Here is a 13,195-nt window from a genome sequence, read left to right as displayed (position 1 = left end):
ACTAAAGGTATGCTATTATTTGTGAGGTGATTGAAAGATGAAGGAAGTCATCTATTTTGATCAAGCAGCTTCTTCGTGGCCCAAGCCGCCGGCCGTATTAGAAGCGATGACGACATGTATGCACGAGTTCGCGGCAAATCCCGGAAGAGGCAGTCATCGAATGGCTGTGCAGGCAAGCAGGGTTTTGTTTGAAACACGGAGAAATTTGGCGAGGTTGTTCGGCATCAAAAATCCGAATGATATTTCATTTGCCTTGAATACGACTCATTCATTGAATCAGGCGATTAATGGTTTTGTACGCGCAGGGGATCATGTAATCTGCACCAGCATCGAACATAATTCCGTTAGAAGACCGCTTGAACATTTGAAGGAAAAGCTCGGAATTGAACTTACATATTTAAAAAACGATGAAGCAGGGGATTTGCGGCTGGAGCATTTGGAGAATGCGTTTCAATCGAACACTTCACTTGTAGTCGTCAATCATAGCTCAAATCTGCTCGGCTCGATTATGCCTGTTGCAGAGATCGGAGAGATGTGCCGGAAGAGAGGAGTCAGGACGCTCGTAGACGCCGCTCAGAGCGCCGGAGTGCTCCCTATTCATGTGGAGAATATGGGAATCGACATGTTGGCTTTTCCGGGCCATAAAGGGCTTCTGGGGCCCCAGGGAACAGGGGGGTTATACATCCATCCCGAATTGGATATTGAGCCTCTCATGTATGGGGGGACAGGCAGTCAATCGGAATCCATCTCCCAGCCAACGGTTAGACCCGACCGCTATGAAGCAGGTACGCAAAATACGGTCGGAATTGCGGGGCTGAATGAAGGCGTCAAATTTGTACTCTCGGAAACGGTAGAAAAGATACACGAAAAAGAGTGGCGGCAGACTCAGAAATTGATGGAGGGGCTGATGGGAATTAAAGGAGTAACGATTCTGGGACCTGCAATGGGGCAAAATAAAACAGGAATCGTATCCTTTAATGTTCAAGGGGCGGACTCCTCCGAAGTTGCTTTTATACTGGATCAATCATTTCAAATTGCGGTTCGGGCAGGTTATCATTGTTCGCCGTTAGCGCATGAAGCAGCAGGAACATTAGCAACAGGAGCAGTACGGGCGAGTATCGGGTATTTTACAAAGGACGAGGAAGTGGAAGCACTTATCGACGCTGTAAAAGAGATCGGCTCGCAGTACGCATAAGCAGAAAGAGGGATATTTTCGTGGGAGATTTGTTTGGAATTCAAGGTGGACTGTTTTTTGTCATTATCGCCGCATTGCTCATTATTTTATTCGTACTCTTGATCGTATTATGGACGAAATTGTCCGCGCTTAGAAAACAATATCTGCTCATGATGAACGGTTCGAAGGCGGAAAATATGGAAGACCTGCTGGTCGAGCTGCAACATAAATTGAACGATCAAAAGGCCGAATCGACAACGACTTCAGCCAAAGTTGAAGCTATTCTGGAAACATTGAAAACCATGAAATCGAAAGTAGGCATTCATCGGTACAACGCTTTTGCGGAAGGCGGAAGCGATATGAGCTTTACGATCGCCATTTTGAACGAATATCAGGACGGCGTCATCATCACAGGTATTCATAGCCGGGAGCAAACTTATTTGTATGCCAAACCGCTGCAGAGAGGGCAATCCGCCTATACGTTAAGCCCTGAGGAAAAAGAGGCCATTAGTCAAACTTTAAAACAGCAGTAGGAGAAGGCGTGTAAGGCTGAACGCGGCGCAGAGCGGCAGAAAGAGCATCGCCAATGACATTTGCCATATTCATGACCAGGCTAAGGCGTGTGTTCTGCAGCACGAAATATTCCATAAAGCCGCCGACATTAACGATACCGGTAACATGAATATCGCCGACCGGAGGCAGGTCCTTGTTGACTCCTGCGCCCGGTTTAAGCGGTCCGTCAGCAACCTGAATGCATCCGACGCTGGATACTTGCCCGAGGCATGCATCGACTGCTACGATGAAAGGGTTCTGAAACTGTTTGTGAATCCGCTCGACGGTTTCGGACAAATTCATTGCATGCACAGGTTCGTCAATAGTGCCAAATAGATGGAGAGGACGGAGCCCTCTTTTGCTCAGATGGGAACCGACGAGCGGCCCCAAGCAGTCGCCGGTGGAACGGTCCGTTCCGACACAAATAATAACGATAGGCTGATAGGCCGGCAAACCGCTGAAAATCGTTTGAAAATGTTTGGAAAGAAGGGCAGGGGTATCGGCGTCGGTATGCTGGATTTTTATAGGTTCTAGCGCTTTATCTTTTGAACCTTCAAAGCCAAATTGAAACTTCATAGGATCCCTCCAAGTCTTGGACTTATTTTTACTAGTATATGGAGAGATAGTCTAATTTATACGTAGGTAAAGGGGGAATATCCTTGGATGCATCGGTTATGCTGCTTGCCTTTGATTCTACGCAGCAAGCGCTCAGGGCGGAGATGCTGCTAGAGTATGCCGAGATAGAGATAGATATACGGCCGACGCCGAAGGAGGTAACGGCAGGTTGTGCGTTATCTATTGAATTTCCGGGCGAATCTTTGCCGCGAGTCAAAGAAATCATAGTTTCGGAAAAGGTAGAAATACGGGGGATTTATTTTAAAAAGAACGATAAATATGTTACCATGGAATGAAGCTGGGAGGGGCAATAAATGACCTTAACGTCAGGATTCATTCAATGGTTGAGGGATATGGTCAGCAAACCCGAATGGATCGAGAATGCATTTTGGATCGTTGTCAAAATTGTGCTGATCTACATCGCAGCGAGAATCGTCGTCAAAATCGCGGATAAAGCGATCTCGCATATGATGAAGGCGCGGGAGAAATCTCCGCTGAAATTTGACCTCAGAAGGACGACCACAATCGGCAAGCTCATACACAATTTAATTTCCTATACGATTAATTTCATAGCTTTGCTCTTGATACTAGGGCAAGTAGGAGTGAATTTGGGGCCTTTGCTGGCCGGGGCCGGCGTCCTGGGTCTTGCTATCGGGTTCGGCGCGCAAAGTTTGGTGAAGGATGTTATAACGGGATTTTTTATTATTTTTGAAGATCAATTCGGGGTGGGGGATGTTATCCAGATCGACCAGTTCAAAGGGACTGTAGAGGAGATCGGCATCAGAGTCACCCGGCTCAAAAGCTGGACCGGCGAGGTTCATATCATTCCGAACGGGAATATTAAGCAAGTCACGAACTTTTCCATGTACAATTCGTTAGCTGTCGTCGATGTGGCCATTTCCTATGAATCAGATATCGACAGGGCAGTTGAGATTTTGAAAGAAACGGTCCAAAAGATCCATCAACAATCGGAAGATATTGTGAAAGAACCGGAAGTGCTGGGCGTACAAATGATCGCTAATACGGAATTGAAATTGCGTATCATTGCCGAATGCAGGCCGAATACGCATCCGGTAGTAGCCCGATTGATGAATGCGGAAATCAAAAAGCAGCTGGATGCCAATGGAATCGAGATCCCGTATCCGAAGATGGTTACGTATTTAAGATCGGAGAAGGCGGCGGAATAACTATGGAAAAAAAGCAATATCAGCTCGGAGACATCGTGCAGATGAAAAAGCCGCATCCGTGCGGCACGAATGAGATGGAGATTATCCGCATGGGGATGGATATCCGCATTAAATGCGTAGGCTGCAAGCACAGCGTCCTGGTGCCAAGAACGAAGTTCGAAAGCAAGCTGAAAAAGGTGCTGCGATCTGCGGCGGAAGGCGAGACGAAGGACGATTCAAGCAGTTGATAAATTTGTGAAATTTGATTTGAAAAAAGTACTTGCGAGAGCGTGATTTTTTTGTTACAATAAATCCTGTTCTCGCTTTTGTGGAAAGGTACCCAAGAGGCCCAAGGGGGCTGACTCGAAATCAGCTAGGCGTCGCGAGGCGTGCGTGGGTTCGAATCCCACTCTTTCCGTACTGTAAAAAGCTAGGTGTATGAAAGTTTACACCTTCGTTAAACCTTCTACGCAAATCATGCGTAGAAGGTTTTTTTGTTGACGGAGGAGGGAGGGGGATTTTAGGAAGCAATGAACGGCTCTAGCCCGGGAATTAGGCCGTTTTAGAGCTTGATCGACATAACTAGCCATCAACGATCATAAGGCGCTAATTTCGGGCCTTATGTCCATACAATTGCCCTTGGTGTCAGGGACGCTGATATAAGGAAACAGGCTGTCGAGAATTTCTCGACAGCCTGAGATTATTACGTCAATCTATTCCTTTTCAGCACCTTGAGTGCGACCCCTTGACGTTGGAATAATTCGAGCGACTTCCAAATCATGGGGTCAACTAATCGTTAAGCCGTTTTCAGCTTGAATTTACCAATGAGCGTATGTAATTCTTCCGACATTTGAGAGAGCGAGGATGCAGATGCGCTGATTTCTTCCACGGAAGCTAATTGTTCTTGCATAACTGCGGATATGTTTTGCATTTCGGATGACGAAGTTTTCGTTATGCCTGATATGAAGTCTATAGAATGCACCATTTGTTCCGTACTGGCGGACATTTGCTGAGAAGCCGCCGAAACCTCCTGAATCTGTATGGAAACTTCGCCCGTGGAGCTTTGAATTTGCTCAAATGATTTTCCAGCCTCGTTTACTACGTTAATTCCAGTCGCCACTTCTTGCGTACTTACTTCCATGGACTCAGTTGTTTGAATGATTTCTTCTTGGATGGCGGCCACTAACTGAACGATATGCTCCGTAGAATGAGAGGATTGCTCAGCCAGTTTACGCACTTCACTTGCGACAACAGCAAATCCACGTCCATGCTCTCCGGCTCTTGCGGCCTCAATCGCAGCGTTCAAAGCGAGCAAATTGATTTGTGTCGCGATGCCTTTGATTACTCCAACGATTTGTTCAATCTCTTGCGAACGTGTCCCTAGCCCCTTCACGACATTTGAAAGTCCATTGACTGTACGGTTAATCAAGCCCATCTGATGGACGGCTGTTTGGATTGCCTGATCGCCTTCTACTGTCAGTTGAAAAGCTCGAGTTGTAACAGTTGTTACATTTTCTGAGTTAATTGCAATTTGCTGCGCCCCGATAGACATCTGTTTAACTGATATGGCGCTTTCATCCACACTCCGCGCCTGTTTTTCGGAACCGGCAGCCACTTCTTTTACCGAGAAAGCAACCTGCTCGAAAGCTTTGCCGATTTGTTCGGAGTTGGCGGACAATTCCTCGGCGGCAGCGGACACCTCTTCCGCTTTAAAGCTGACTTGGTGAATCAAGGTACGCAGATTTCCTACCATCTGATTAAAAGCGGCAGCCAAATCGCCAATTTCGTCCCGATTTTTCACTCGAATCTCGTCTGTAGTCAAATCGCCTTCCGCTATGCGTTTGGCATCCCTCACAATCGCCAGTATAGGTCTGGAAATCATTCTGCCAAAAACATATGCGATAGTCATTCCCAAAATGATCGCGATTATGCTTACAATCAGGATGGTCTGTTTTCCTGTTGTATAAGCTTGTACAGTTTCGTTCATCGATTTGTCTGACCCGTTCGCATTAAAGTCGATATCTTGTTTTAAAGCATTCAGCATTTGTTGATAGCTGTCAGCCATCTTTAGAGCAAGAGCGCTTGCTTTTTCGTTATCGTTAGCTCTTCCGAGTTTCCAGAGTTCAGGGAGATCGGCAAAGTACATATTTTTATTTTTTAGGTAGCTGTCATAGAAGGCTTGTTCTTCCGGCCCTGATATCATACCACCCGAGGTATAACTTTCTTCGTCTTTCTTTAAGTTATTCATTGACTGGTTGATTTGCTCTTGAATTTGATCCATTTTCTTACCGTCTGTTTCCACTACCAGCCGCACTGACAGACGATCAATATTTATCAAATTAGCTTGCATGTCGGCAATGGTCTTAACTGATGGCATCCAGCCTGTTTGAACGTATTTCGCTTTGTTTCCCATAGTTGTCATATTGACAATACTTATGGTACCAATAATACACATCAGGATAAGAACCAGTAAAAACCCGCTAAACATTTTTTTACCGATTGTAAATTTCATTAATTATCTTCCTCTCCGAGTTTTTATTCGCCAAATAAATTCGATAAAAAATATGTACACTCCTACAAAATTCGACAAATAATAATTGGGTATAATTTCCGATTTGATAGATATGACGGTACCTGGCGATAATCCCAATATTTCCGCGGTGCAATCCGCAGCCCGATAAGGTCGTAAGAAAGACATACATAGGTTCCACGTGAAACAGAGCAGAAAATGTGACCCGAAATCTGATAGGCGACTCTATAAGGCGTGGGGTGGTTTCGGCAGGCTTCTGTTATTATCCACTTGGAATAAAATGGGCCGCAGATAAGCAAAATAGGGGCATGATCGGTTTAAGGAGGATTGGGAATATGAGGATAGTACTATTCGTCACATTAGCGGTGCTGCTTGCGGCATCAGGATGTTCGAAAAAGGGAGGGGGAGGCACGCCCAGCCCAGGCGTTACGCCGACCGGCCAGCCTTCCGCGAGCGCTCCCGCTGCCACAGGCGGCACAGCGACAGCAACTCCAAGCGCCGGCGGGGGCACGGCTGCCGGTGGCCAGAACGAGGCGCCGCCACCGGGCATTACGAGAAAACAGTTTGACGCTATCAGCTTAACCAGCATCTATGATGATTTGGCTAAAACGGCGGGCTCCGGCGGCAAACTTGTCAAAGAGGAGAACGGCAAGAAAACGTATGAGTTCGCCATAACGGACGAGCCAGGTCATTACGCTCAGGTCATTTACGGCAGCGACGGCAAAATATCCGAGAAAAAAGTATATAAGAAGTAAAATGAAACGCCACCATCCTGCTGTCGCTGCAAGGTAGTGGCGTTTTCGTTAATATTTGCTTTTACGGCGGTAGCCGGTGGCAAGGCGGTCGATGACGTAGCCTATAACTCCCCATGAGACGATCGTAAGCGCGTAGATCAAGAGCATTCCGGCCACGGATATGTCATAAATATTCGAAACGACAGGGGCGAACCACGCCGGTATGCTCAAGGCATAAAAAATCATGTAGACGCTATCGTAGTCATGGAACAAATAATGAACCAGACATAAGGCGGCACCGATGAAAGTAAAAAGCCAGGTATAGAATCTCATGGCGCTATTCTCCTTGCTTATCGCGAGTTTATTGCTTCATATCTTTGCGTTTCCATTTTCGGTTGTGATTGCTTGTCTCGGGAAAAGGATCGCCTTTTTTTAAGGTAACGATTTTCGGATTATTCACGCCCATGTGAAAAGCATTTTCGCCAATTTCGATGTATTGCCCGTCGTTTGGCGCATGGTCTCCCGGGTTGTAATGTGTCCATTCACCCATTGTGCTCACCTCTCTTTTCATATGTCACTCGCACTTAGATTACCCTTGGGAGGTAAAATCATGTGCATTCTGAACTGCCAGCTTCATCCTGAATGAAAAGCTTGTAATAAGTTGGCGAATTTGCTATAGTATTTAGGTGCGAGTTTTGAATAAGAATTCTCGCTCCTTGCTCCAATGAGCTTTTACAGCCGGATTTGGAGCCGCTTAGTCCAAAAGGAGGTGACATACATGCGCAAATATGAAGTGATGTACATCATTCGTACAGACATTGAACAAGAACAAGTTCAAGCTACTGTAGAGAAGTTCCAAGGCATCATCACCAACGGTGGTGGCGAAATTACCAAGCATGACCTGATGGGTAAACGCCGTCTTGCGTATGAGATCAACAAGTTCCGTGACGGGCACTACGTGCTTGTACATTTCAACGCAGAACCTGCAGTTGTAGCGGAACTCGATCGCGTATTTAAGATTACGGACGAAATTATTCGTCACTTAATCGTTAACGACGTAGCCTAAGTTTATGCCAGTATTTTCGTCAGGGGGGATTGACCATGTTGAATCGTGTCATTCTAATCGGCAGGTTGACCAGAGATCCGGAGCTTCGCTATACTCCAGCCGGAGTAGCCGTTACCCAATTTACACTGGCTGTAGACCGCCCTTTCACGAATTCGCAGACGAGAGAGCGGGAAGCCGACTTTATCAATATCGTGACGTGGAGGCAGTTGGCCGAGACGTGCGCGAATTATTTGCGTAAAGGACGCCTTGCAGCAGTGGAGGGCCGTATTCAGATTCGCAACTACGACAACAACGAGGGCAAGAAAGTGTACGTAACCGAGGTTGTTGCCGATAACGTGCGGTTTCTGGAATCCAGCAACGCTGGCGGCGGCAATCGTGAAGAGGGTGCAGCAGGTCCGAATGCAGGCTTTAGTGGCGGCGGCGGTGGTGGCAGCAACCGGTACGGTGGGTCGCGCGAACAGCAGGATCCTTTTATCGATGACGGAAAGCCGATCGACATTTCCGATGATGATTTGCCATTCTAAAGTAGAAAGGACTGAAGACGAATGAGTTTCAAAAGAAACGATGGCGGTGAAGACCGCGGCGATCGCAAATTTGCTCCTCGCGGCAAAGGCGGTAAAGGCAAACGCCGTAAAGTTTGTTACTTCACAGTTAACAAAATCAAGCACATTGACTATAAAGATATCGAGACTCTCAAAAAGTTCATCTCCGAGCGTGGAAAAATTCTTCCTCGCCGTGTAACCGGTACTTCCGCGAAGTATCAACGCGCTTTGACGATCGCGATCAAACGTGCTCGTACAATCGCTTTGCTTCCTTACACAACGGAATAAGCTTACGACAAAAACAGCCGGGAAACCGGCTGTTTTTTGGTACAATGAGGCAGGCTGTGGAGAACGTTCTCCGCAGCTTGTTTTTTGTTCAAGGAATAGCGCCTTTTGGTCGGTTGACTAAAAATCAAAGTTGTCCGGGTCCGGACCCACCCGTGCATTTTGATTCAATCCATCGATGCGGTCCATATCTGCCTGGGCTAACTCGAAATCGAAAACAGCGGAATTTTCGATAATACGATGCTCTTTTGTAGATTTCGGTATGGTTATAACACCATGCTGCAAGTCCCAACGCAAAATGATTTGAGCAACCGATTTTTCATACTTTGCGGCGATCTTCATTAGCACCGGATTGTTTAACAGCCCGCCTTGCATCAGTGGAGACCAAGCCTCCAACTGAATACCTTGCTCCTTGCTGTAGCGGAGCAGCTCCTTTTGAGTCAAAAGAGGGTGATACTCAACCTGGTTCACCGCCGGTTTAATTTCGGCGCCGCTCATCAGGTCTTCAAGGTGATGGATTTGAAAGTTGCTTACACCTATGGCTCTGACGCGTCCTTTCCGATACAGCTCCTCCAAAGCTCTCCATGCTTCTTTATATTTGCCTTTTACAGGCCAATGAATAAGGAATAGGTCGAGATAAGCCAAACCAAGCTTCTCCAAACTTGCTTCATAAGCTGCCAAGGTCGATTCGTACCCCAAATCGGCGTTCCATACTTTTGAAGTTACGAAGAGGCTATCTCTGGGGATATTTGTCTCTTGTAAGGCTGCGCGGATTCCTTCCCCGACGCTTCTTTCATTCTCGTAAATGGCGGCGGTATCGATACTGCGATAACCATGCTTGACGGCGGAAGTTACGGCTTGTACCAGTGCGGGCCCTTCGTCGACTTTAAACACGCCAAGGCCGAGCCAGGGCATTTTTACACCGTTGTATAACGTTACTGTATCCTCTAAATGTTTCGCCATAATAAGGAAGCCTCCTGTTCTTAACATGATTTCATTGAGCCGCTTTCGATTGATTGTCCGGGTGTTTCGCTCATGCTTTTCTTTTCCAAAACTCTGGCCCAGCCTGTCAGGAATACGGCTCCCAAAACCATCAATGCTCCTACCCACGTTGTGTGAATCAGTCCCATCGTATCCGTAACTTCACCGCCCAAGAAGGCCCCGATTGCAATACCCGCGTTGAAAGCGGCAATATTGACGGCAGAGGCCACATCTTTCGCCTTCGGCGCAAACCGTTCCGCCAGCAATACCACGTATATTTGCAGACCGGGTACATTCATAAATGCGAACATGCCCATCAGGAAAATGGTGATTAAACCGGCAATTTTGAACGGCGCAGTAAACGCCAACAGGAAAAGCACAACGGACTGTATAACAAACATATAAAACAAAGCAGTTACAGGCTTGCTGTTGGCAGCCTTGCCTCCGATTACATTGCCGATGGCAATGGCTATTCCGTACAGAAAAAGGATGATGGCCGCCGTTTTTTCGCTAAAACCGGATACGTCGTGAAGTAGAGGGGATAAATAAGTAAAGACGACAAACGTACCGCCATAACCGAAAGCAGTAATGGAGAAAGCGAGCAGCAATCGTCCGTTAGTGACAAGTTTGAGCTGGTCGCGAAGCGGCGTTTGCGTGCCTTTGCGCAAATTGGCAGAAATAAGAACCATGTTGGCTATGAAAGCCAGGATGCCGACTGCAGCAATGGCGATAAAAGCAGCCCGCCAACCCATTTGTTGGCCGATCAAGGTCCCCAAAGGCACTCCGGTAACCGTCGCAACTGTAAGACCGGAGAACATAGTAGATATAGCGCTGGCTCTGCGGTCTTCCGGCACGAGATCGGCCGCGATGGTGGAACCAATCGACATGAATACACCGTGCGCCAACGCCGAGATAACGCGCGCAGCCAGCAGTACAACGATTCCATTCGCAGCCGCGGCAAGGGCATTGCCGGCAATGAAAACAACCATAATCCACAACAGCAATGATTTGCGCGGGACGCCGGCGGTCAAAGACGTTAAAACGGGTGCCCCAAAAGTTACTCCCAAAGCATATAAAGTAACGGTTAACCCACTTGTTGTAATAGATATGTTCAGGTCCTCAGCAATAAGAGGCAGCAGCCCTACACTGATAAACTCGGTTGTACCAATCGCAAAAGCGCTAACGGCTAACGCCAACAGTGCCAAGGTGCTTCGATTTTTCTCTAGTACCATTCCTTCCACTCCTACTGGTATTGTAAAATCCGGCCGGTAAATGTTATTATCAATGATTAGGATGAAAATGAATAGTACGTACTTTAAAGTAATATAGGTACCTACAAGTACCTGTAGAACAATTGGAGGCAAAAATCAGTGACAAATAAAAAATTCAACATATCAGTAGAAGCAACGCTGGAAGTGATTGGTGGAAAATGGAAATGCGTTATTCTTTGCCATTTAACTCATGGAAAAAAAAGGACGAGCGACTTGAAACGACTTATGCCCGCGATCACTCAAAAAATGCTGACACAGCAATTGAGAGAACTGGAGGAGGACGGTATCGTGAATCGAATTAGCTACAATCAGGTCCCTCCAAAAGTGGAATATGAGCTCAGCGAATACGGGTGGGGCTTGAAACCGATATTGGATTCTTTATGCGCTTGGGGAGAACAGCATATTATTAAAGAGTACGGAGATAAGTTTACTGTCTTGGAAGATAACGTGTTAAACCACTAGCCAGCGGACATAGCTGCAAAGATAAAGGCATTATGATTTAAGGCGATTTCATCAAGAAAATCGATTGCCATGCCAAATTCTTCTCTCTGGCATCGCCAAATCTCTTTATAGAGATATACTTCCAATAGATTCACATCCTCTATCTGCTTATCCCCGTATGATCAATTTACGACCTTTTTTCTATCAATTAGAGACGTTTTTCTTGATCGGGATTTGGATTTCATAAAAGGGAGCGATTGGAATGAAAGTAAACAAAGCCAATGCGGACCACTACATCTGGGGAGAAGCTTGCGATGGATGGTTCCTGGAGCAGGATGCGGAACGCACTATTATTCAGGAGCGGATGCCGGCAGGAACAAGCGAAAAGAAGCATGTGCATCACAAGGCTAAACAATTCTTTTTCATGCTCAGTGGCGAAGCGGTGATGTGGATAGATGGGCAGGAGATAAAGCTGCAGAAGCATGACGGCTGCACGATAAACCTCGGTACGCCGCATCAAATCCGAAATGATTCACATGTGGATAACGAATTTATTGTGATATCCACACCTTCAACCAAAGGTGATCGTACGGAGCTGTAGAGGTTTCTGGTTTCATCTCCAGAAGTTCCTATAAGGGTTGACCAAACCGAGCGTGGAATGCTGCAAGATAAATACCTCTCTTAAAAAGCTCGAGAAATCGGGCTTTTCCGTTTCCACGTATTGACAGGGAAATTGAATGATATATAATAACAATTAGATATTAACAAGATGATAATAACAAATTAAATATAACAGATGGTAAGGATGCCGGGCATCGCTCCCAGAACTTTATCGCTTTAACCCTAGTTGGGAGAACAATTAACTAAGTGAGGGCAGATTGAATATGGAAAAGTTATACCGGACAGATAATAATAGAGAAATTAGATCGCAAATCGCCAAATCAACGTTAGACATATTAGATAAAGGCTTCTATCTTGACGCAGATGGGAACGAAATCTCGATCAAACATGAAGTAGAGGCAGCCATTCGAAACTCGAAGCTATATACGCCTCACGGATTGCAGGAAATTAGGCAAGGGGCGGCATCAAGAATAGAACATGAACGGAGAGCACTTCCAAAGATCGAAGTGACGGATGAATCCACTTTAGCCGCCGCGAAGAGACTCGTGCAGATGGAAGGAATGCAAAACACGTTGTGTCTTAATTTTGCTTCCGCGAAGAACCCTGGCGGGGGGTTCCTCGGAGGTAGTCAAGCTCAGGAAGAAAGTCTGGCGCGATCCTCCGCATTGTACCCCTGCATCTCACAAATGGATGAGATGTACAGCTATAACCGGAATCTGAAAACGTGTCTCTATTCGGATTATATGGTTTATTCCCCTAACGTTCCCGTGTTCCGAGACGACGATGGAAAACTGCTGAATAGCCCATATCTTGTTTCTATGATTGCAGCACCGGCAGTTAATGCTGGAGTTGTACGGGAGCGGGAACCGCAGCAAGTGAAGATGATCGGACCCATCATGCTCGAGAGAATACGGTATATCCTTTCTGTGGCGGCCAACCATAGAGCGAAAGCACTAATCCTAGGAGCTTTTGGATGCGGCGTTTTTAAAAATAACCCTAGCGATGTTGCCGGAATGTTTAAGCATGTACTGGTCGATGAAGGTTATGGGACATTATTTGATCATATTGTTTTTGCGGTTTTGGATAAGTCCAATGAAAAGAGAACCTTTAACCTATTCAAGAGAGAGATTTTATGAATTTGATTCGTAATAATTTGATTCTTGGAACAATCGGGGGTTGTTCCAGAACCTGATGATGTAGTGGATTTCATTCAAGGT

19 protein-coding genes and 1 tRNA gene are annotated in these 13,195 nt (G+C 46.3%); 13 read left to right on the top strand and 7 right to left on the bottom strand.

Annotated elements, in window-relative coordinates; genetic code table 11:
* The first annotated feature begins 37 nt into the window (after nt 1-37).
* Both AC3G2T_RS08480 and AC3G2T_RS08475 read left to right on the top strand, forming a co-directional pair.
* Entirely contained in the window at nt 38-1,195 is a 1,158-nt protein-coding gene (locus AC3G2T_RS08480) for an aminotransferase class V-fold PLP-dependent enzyme (protein WP_488435150.1), read from the top strand.
* A gap of 20 nt (nt 1,196-1,215) precedes the next feature.
* The gene (locus AC3G2T_RS08475) at nt 1,216-1,707 is read left to right on the top strand and encodes a DUF4446 family protein (RefSeq protein WP_474682297.1); all 492 of its coding nucleotides are present in this window, start codon (nt 1,216-1,218) and stop codon (nt 1,705-1,707) included.
* On the opposite strand, the gene yyaC is transcribed toward AC3G2T_RS08475, so the two are convergent.
* Nucleotides 1,682-2,302, bottom strand: coding sequence for a spore protease YyaC (gene yyaC / locus AC3G2T_RS08470; protein ID WP_474682298.1), 621 nt, complete (start codon nt 2,300-2,302; stop codon nt 1,682-1,684). The genes AC3G2T_RS08475 and yyaC overlap by 26 nt on opposite strands.
* Nucleotides 2,303-2,400: 98 nt before the next feature.
* On the opposite strand from yyaC, the gene AC3G2T_RS08465 reads away from it, so the two are divergent.
* The 4 genes from AC3G2T_RS08465 (at nt 2,401) to AC3G2T_RS08450 (ending at nt 3,925) form a co-directional block, all read left to right on the top strand.
* On the top strand, nt 2,401-2,637 hold the full coding sequence (locus AC3G2T_RS08465) for a putative Se/S carrier protein (RefSeq protein ID WP_474682548.1): 237 nt from the start codon (nt 2,401-2,403) through the stop codon (nt 2,635-2,637).
* 18 nt (nt 2,638-2,655) lie between these two features.
* On the top strand, nt 2,656-3,528 hold the full coding sequence (locus tag AC3G2T_RS08460) for a mechanosensitive ion channel family protein (protein ID WP_474682299.1): 873 nt from the start codon (nt 2,656-2,658) through the stop codon (nt 3,526-3,528).
* A 2-nt stretch (nt 3,529-3,530) separates the two neighbouring features.
* Nucleotides 3,531-3,755 carry a DUF951 domain-containing protein gene (locus AC3G2T_RS08455; RefSeq protein WP_474682300.1) on the top strand — a complete coding sequence of 75 codons (225 nt, stop codon included), beginning with the start codon at nt 3,531-3,533 and terminating at the stop codon, nt 3,753-3,755.
* Between the two features lie 82 nt (nt 3,756-3,837).
* Nucleotides 3,838-3,925: transfer RNA gene (locus tag AC3G2T_RS08450), tRNA-Ser, on the top strand.
* A gap of 378 nt (nt 3,926-4,303) precedes the next feature.
* Here AC3G2T_RS08450 and AC3G2T_RS08445 read toward each other — a convergent pair.
* The gene (locus AC3G2T_RS08445) at nt 4,304-6,019 is read right to left on the bottom strand and encodes a methyl-accepting chemotaxis protein (protein WP_488435149.1); all 1,716 of its coding nucleotides are present in this window, start codon (nt 6,017-6,019) and stop codon (nt 4,304-4,306) included.
* A 353-nt stretch (nt 6,020-6,372) separates the two neighbouring features.
* Between AC3G2T_RS08445 and AC3G2T_RS08440 the strand changes: the two genes are divergently transcribed.
* Nucleotides 6,373-6,792: a hypothetical protein gene (locus AC3G2T_RS08440; protein ID WP_488435148.1), complete on the top strand. Its 420-nt coding sequence runs from the start codon at nt 6,373-6,375 to the stop codon at nt 6,790-6,792.
* Nucleotides 6,793-6,840: 48 nt separating this feature from the next.
* Here the strand turns inward: AC3G2T_RS08440 and AC3G2T_RS08435 are convergent, their stop codons facing one another.
* Together AC3G2T_RS08435 and AC3G2T_RS08430 are read right to left on the bottom strand one after the other, a co-directional pair.
* Complete coding sequence (locus AC3G2T_RS08435; RefSeq protein WP_474682303.1) at nt 6,841-7,104, bottom strand: hypothetical protein; 264 nt, start codon at nt 7,102-7,104, stop codon at nt 6,841-6,843.
* A gap of 28 nt (nt 7,105-7,132) precedes the next feature.
* Nucleotides 7,133-7,321 carry a YjzC family protein gene (locus AC3G2T_RS08430; RefSeq protein WP_474682304.1) on the bottom strand — a complete coding sequence of 63 codons (189 nt, stop codon included), beginning with the start codon at nt 7,319-7,321 and terminating at the stop codon, nt 7,133-7,135.
* A gap of 228 nt (nt 7,322-7,549) precedes the next feature.
* Between AC3G2T_RS08430 and rpsF the strand changes: the two genes are divergently transcribed.
* Genes rpsF through rpsR form a run of 3 tightly spaced genes read left to right on the top strand, consistent with a single transcriptional unit; the run spans nt 7,550 to nt 8,667 of the window.
* Nucleotides 7,550-7,837, top strand: a complete 288-nt coding sequence (rpsF, locus tag AC3G2T_RS08425) for a 30S ribosomal protein S6 (protein ID WP_474682305.1) — start codon at nt 7,550-7,552, stop codon at nt 7,835-7,837.
* A 35-nt stretch (nt 7,838-7,872) separates the two neighbouring features.
* Nucleotides 7,873-8,361, top strand: coding sequence for a single-stranded DNA-binding protein (gene ssb, locus AC3G2T_RS08420; protein ID WP_474682306.1), 489 nt, complete (start codon nt 7,873-7,875; stop codon nt 8,359-8,361).
* A 21-nt stretch (nt 8,362-8,382) separates the two neighbouring features.
* Nucleotides 8,383-8,667 carry a 30S ribosomal protein S18 gene (rpsR, locus tag AC3G2T_RS08415; RefSeq protein ID WP_188176009.1) on the top strand — a complete coding sequence of 95 codons (285 nt, stop codon included), beginning with the start codon at nt 8,383-8,385 and terminating at the stop codon, nt 8,665-8,667.
* Between the two features lie 117 nt (nt 8,668-8,784).
* Here rpsR and AC3G2T_RS08410 read toward each other — a convergent pair whose 3' ends face one another.
* Together AC3G2T_RS08410 and AC3G2T_RS08405 are read right to left on the bottom strand one after the other, a co-directional pair.
* Entirely contained in the window at nt 8,785-9,627 is an 843-nt protein-coding gene (locus AC3G2T_RS08410) for an aldo/keto reductase (RefSeq protein ID WP_488435147.1), read from the bottom strand.
* Between the two features lie 20 nt (nt 9,628-9,647).
* Nucleotides 9,648-10,877, bottom strand: a complete 1,230-nt coding sequence (locus tag AC3G2T_RS08405) for an MFS transporter (RefSeq protein WP_488435146.1) — start codon at nt 10,875-10,877, stop codon at nt 9,648-9,650.
* Between the two features lie 138 nt (nt 10,878-11,015).
* On the opposite strand from AC3G2T_RS08405, the gene AC3G2T_RS08400 reads away from it, so the two are divergent.
* Complete coding sequence (locus tag AC3G2T_RS08400; protein ID WP_474682309.1) at nt 11,016-11,378, top strand: winged helix-turn-helix transcriptional regulator; 363 nt, start codon at nt 11,016-11,018, stop codon at nt 11,376-11,378.
* Here AC3G2T_RS08400 and AC3G2T_RS08395 read toward each other — a convergent pair.
* Nucleotides 11,375-11,503 (bottom strand): hypothetical protein, encoded by a 129-nt coding sequence (locus AC3G2T_RS08395; protein WP_488435145.1) that lies wholly within the window; start codon nt 11,501-11,503, stop codon nt 11,375-11,377. The two genes, AC3G2T_RS08400 and AC3G2T_RS08395, sit on opposite strands and share 4 nt — an antisense overlap.
* Nucleotides 11,504-11,619: 116 nt before the next feature.
* On the opposite strand from AC3G2T_RS08395, the gene AC3G2T_RS08390 reads away from it, so the two are divergent.
* A complete protein-coding gene (locus AC3G2T_RS08390; protein ID WP_488435144.1) occupies nt 11,620-11,958 on the top strand; it encodes a cupin domain-containing protein in 339 nt (112 codons plus the stop codon).
* 283 nt (nt 11,959-12,241) lie between these two features.
* Nucleotides 12,242-13,114, top strand: coding sequence for a TIGR02452 family protein (locus AC3G2T_RS08385; protein WP_488435143.1), 873 nt, complete (start codon nt 12,242-12,244; stop codon nt 13,112-13,114).
* The last annotated feature ends 81 nt before the right edge of the window (nt 13,115-13,195 follow it).

The organism is Paenibacillus sp. sgz302191 (genome assembly GCF_057749925.1).
Note: the sequence above shows the minus strand (reverse complement) of the source record. Positions and strands in the feature narration are given on the sequence as shown.

What these genes read in the sequence shown, in the direction of transcription:
- AC3G2T_RS08465 (WP_474682548.1), top strand. Translation starts at nt 2,401, where the DNA reads ATGCTGCTTGCCTTTGATTCTACGCAGCAAGCGCTCAGGGCGGAGATG.
- ssb (WP_474682306.1), top strand. Translation starts at nt 7,873, where the DNA reads ATGTTGAATCGTGTCATTCTAATCGGCAGGTTGACCAGAGATCCGGAG.
- AC3G2T_RS08385 (WP_488435143.1), top strand. Translation starts at nt 12,242, where the DNA reads ATGGAAAAGTTATACCGGACAGATAATAATAGAGAAATTAGATCGCAA.
- yyaC (WP_474682298.1), bottom strand. Translation starts at nt 2,302, where the DNA reads ATGAAGTTTCAATTTGGCTTTGAAGGTTCAAAAGATAAAGCGCTAGAA.
- AC3G2T_RS08390 (WP_488435144.1), top strand. Translation starts at nt 11,620, where the DNA reads ATGAAAGTAAACAAAGCCAATGCGGACCACTACATCTGGGGAGAAGCT.
- AC3G2T_RS08440 (WP_488435148.1), top strand. Translation starts at nt 6,373, where the DNA reads ATGAGGATAGTACTATTCGTCACATTAGCGGTGCTGCTTGCGGCATCA.
- AC3G2T_RS08405 (WP_488435146.1), bottom strand. Translation starts at nt 10,877, where the DNA reads ATGGTACTAGAGAAAAATCGAAGCACCTTGGCACTGTTGGCGTTAGCC.
- AC3G2T_RS08430 (WP_474682304.1), bottom strand. Translation starts at nt 7,321, where the DNA reads ATGGGTGAATGGACACATTACAACCCGGGAGACCATGCGCCAAACGAC.
- rpsF (WP_474682305.1), top strand. Translation starts at nt 7,550, where the DNA reads ATGCGCAAATATGAAGTGATGTACATCATTCGTACAGACATTGAACAA.
- AC3G2T_RS08445 (WP_488435149.1), bottom strand. Translation starts at nt 6,019, where the DNA reads ATGAAATTTACAATCGGTAAAAAAATGTTTAGCGGGTTTTTACTGGTT.
- AC3G2T_RS08480 (WP_488435150.1), top strand. Translation starts at nt 38, where the DNA reads ATGAAGGAAGTCATCTATTTTGATCAAGCAGCTTCTTCGTGGCCCAAG.
- rpsR (WP_188176009.1), top strand. Translation starts at nt 8,383, where the DNA reads ATGAGTTTCAAAAGAAACGATGGCGGTGAAGACCGCGGCGATCGCAAA.
- AC3G2T_RS08410 (WP_488435147.1), bottom strand. Translation starts at nt 9,627, where the DNA reads ATGGCGAAACATTTAGAGGATACAGTAACGTTATACAACGGTGTAAAA.
- AC3G2T_RS08455 (WP_474682300.1), top strand. Translation starts at nt 3,531, where the DNA reads ATGGAAAAAAAGCAATATCAGCTCGGAGACATCGTGCAGATGAAAAAG.
- AC3G2T_RS08460 (WP_474682299.1), top strand. Translation starts at nt 2,656, where the DNA reads ATGACCTTAACGTCAGGATTCATTCAATGGTTGAGGGATATGGTCAGC.
- AC3G2T_RS08435 (WP_474682303.1), bottom strand. Translation starts at nt 7,104, where the DNA reads ATGAGATTCTATACCTGGCTTTTTACTTTCATCGGTGCCGCCTTATGT.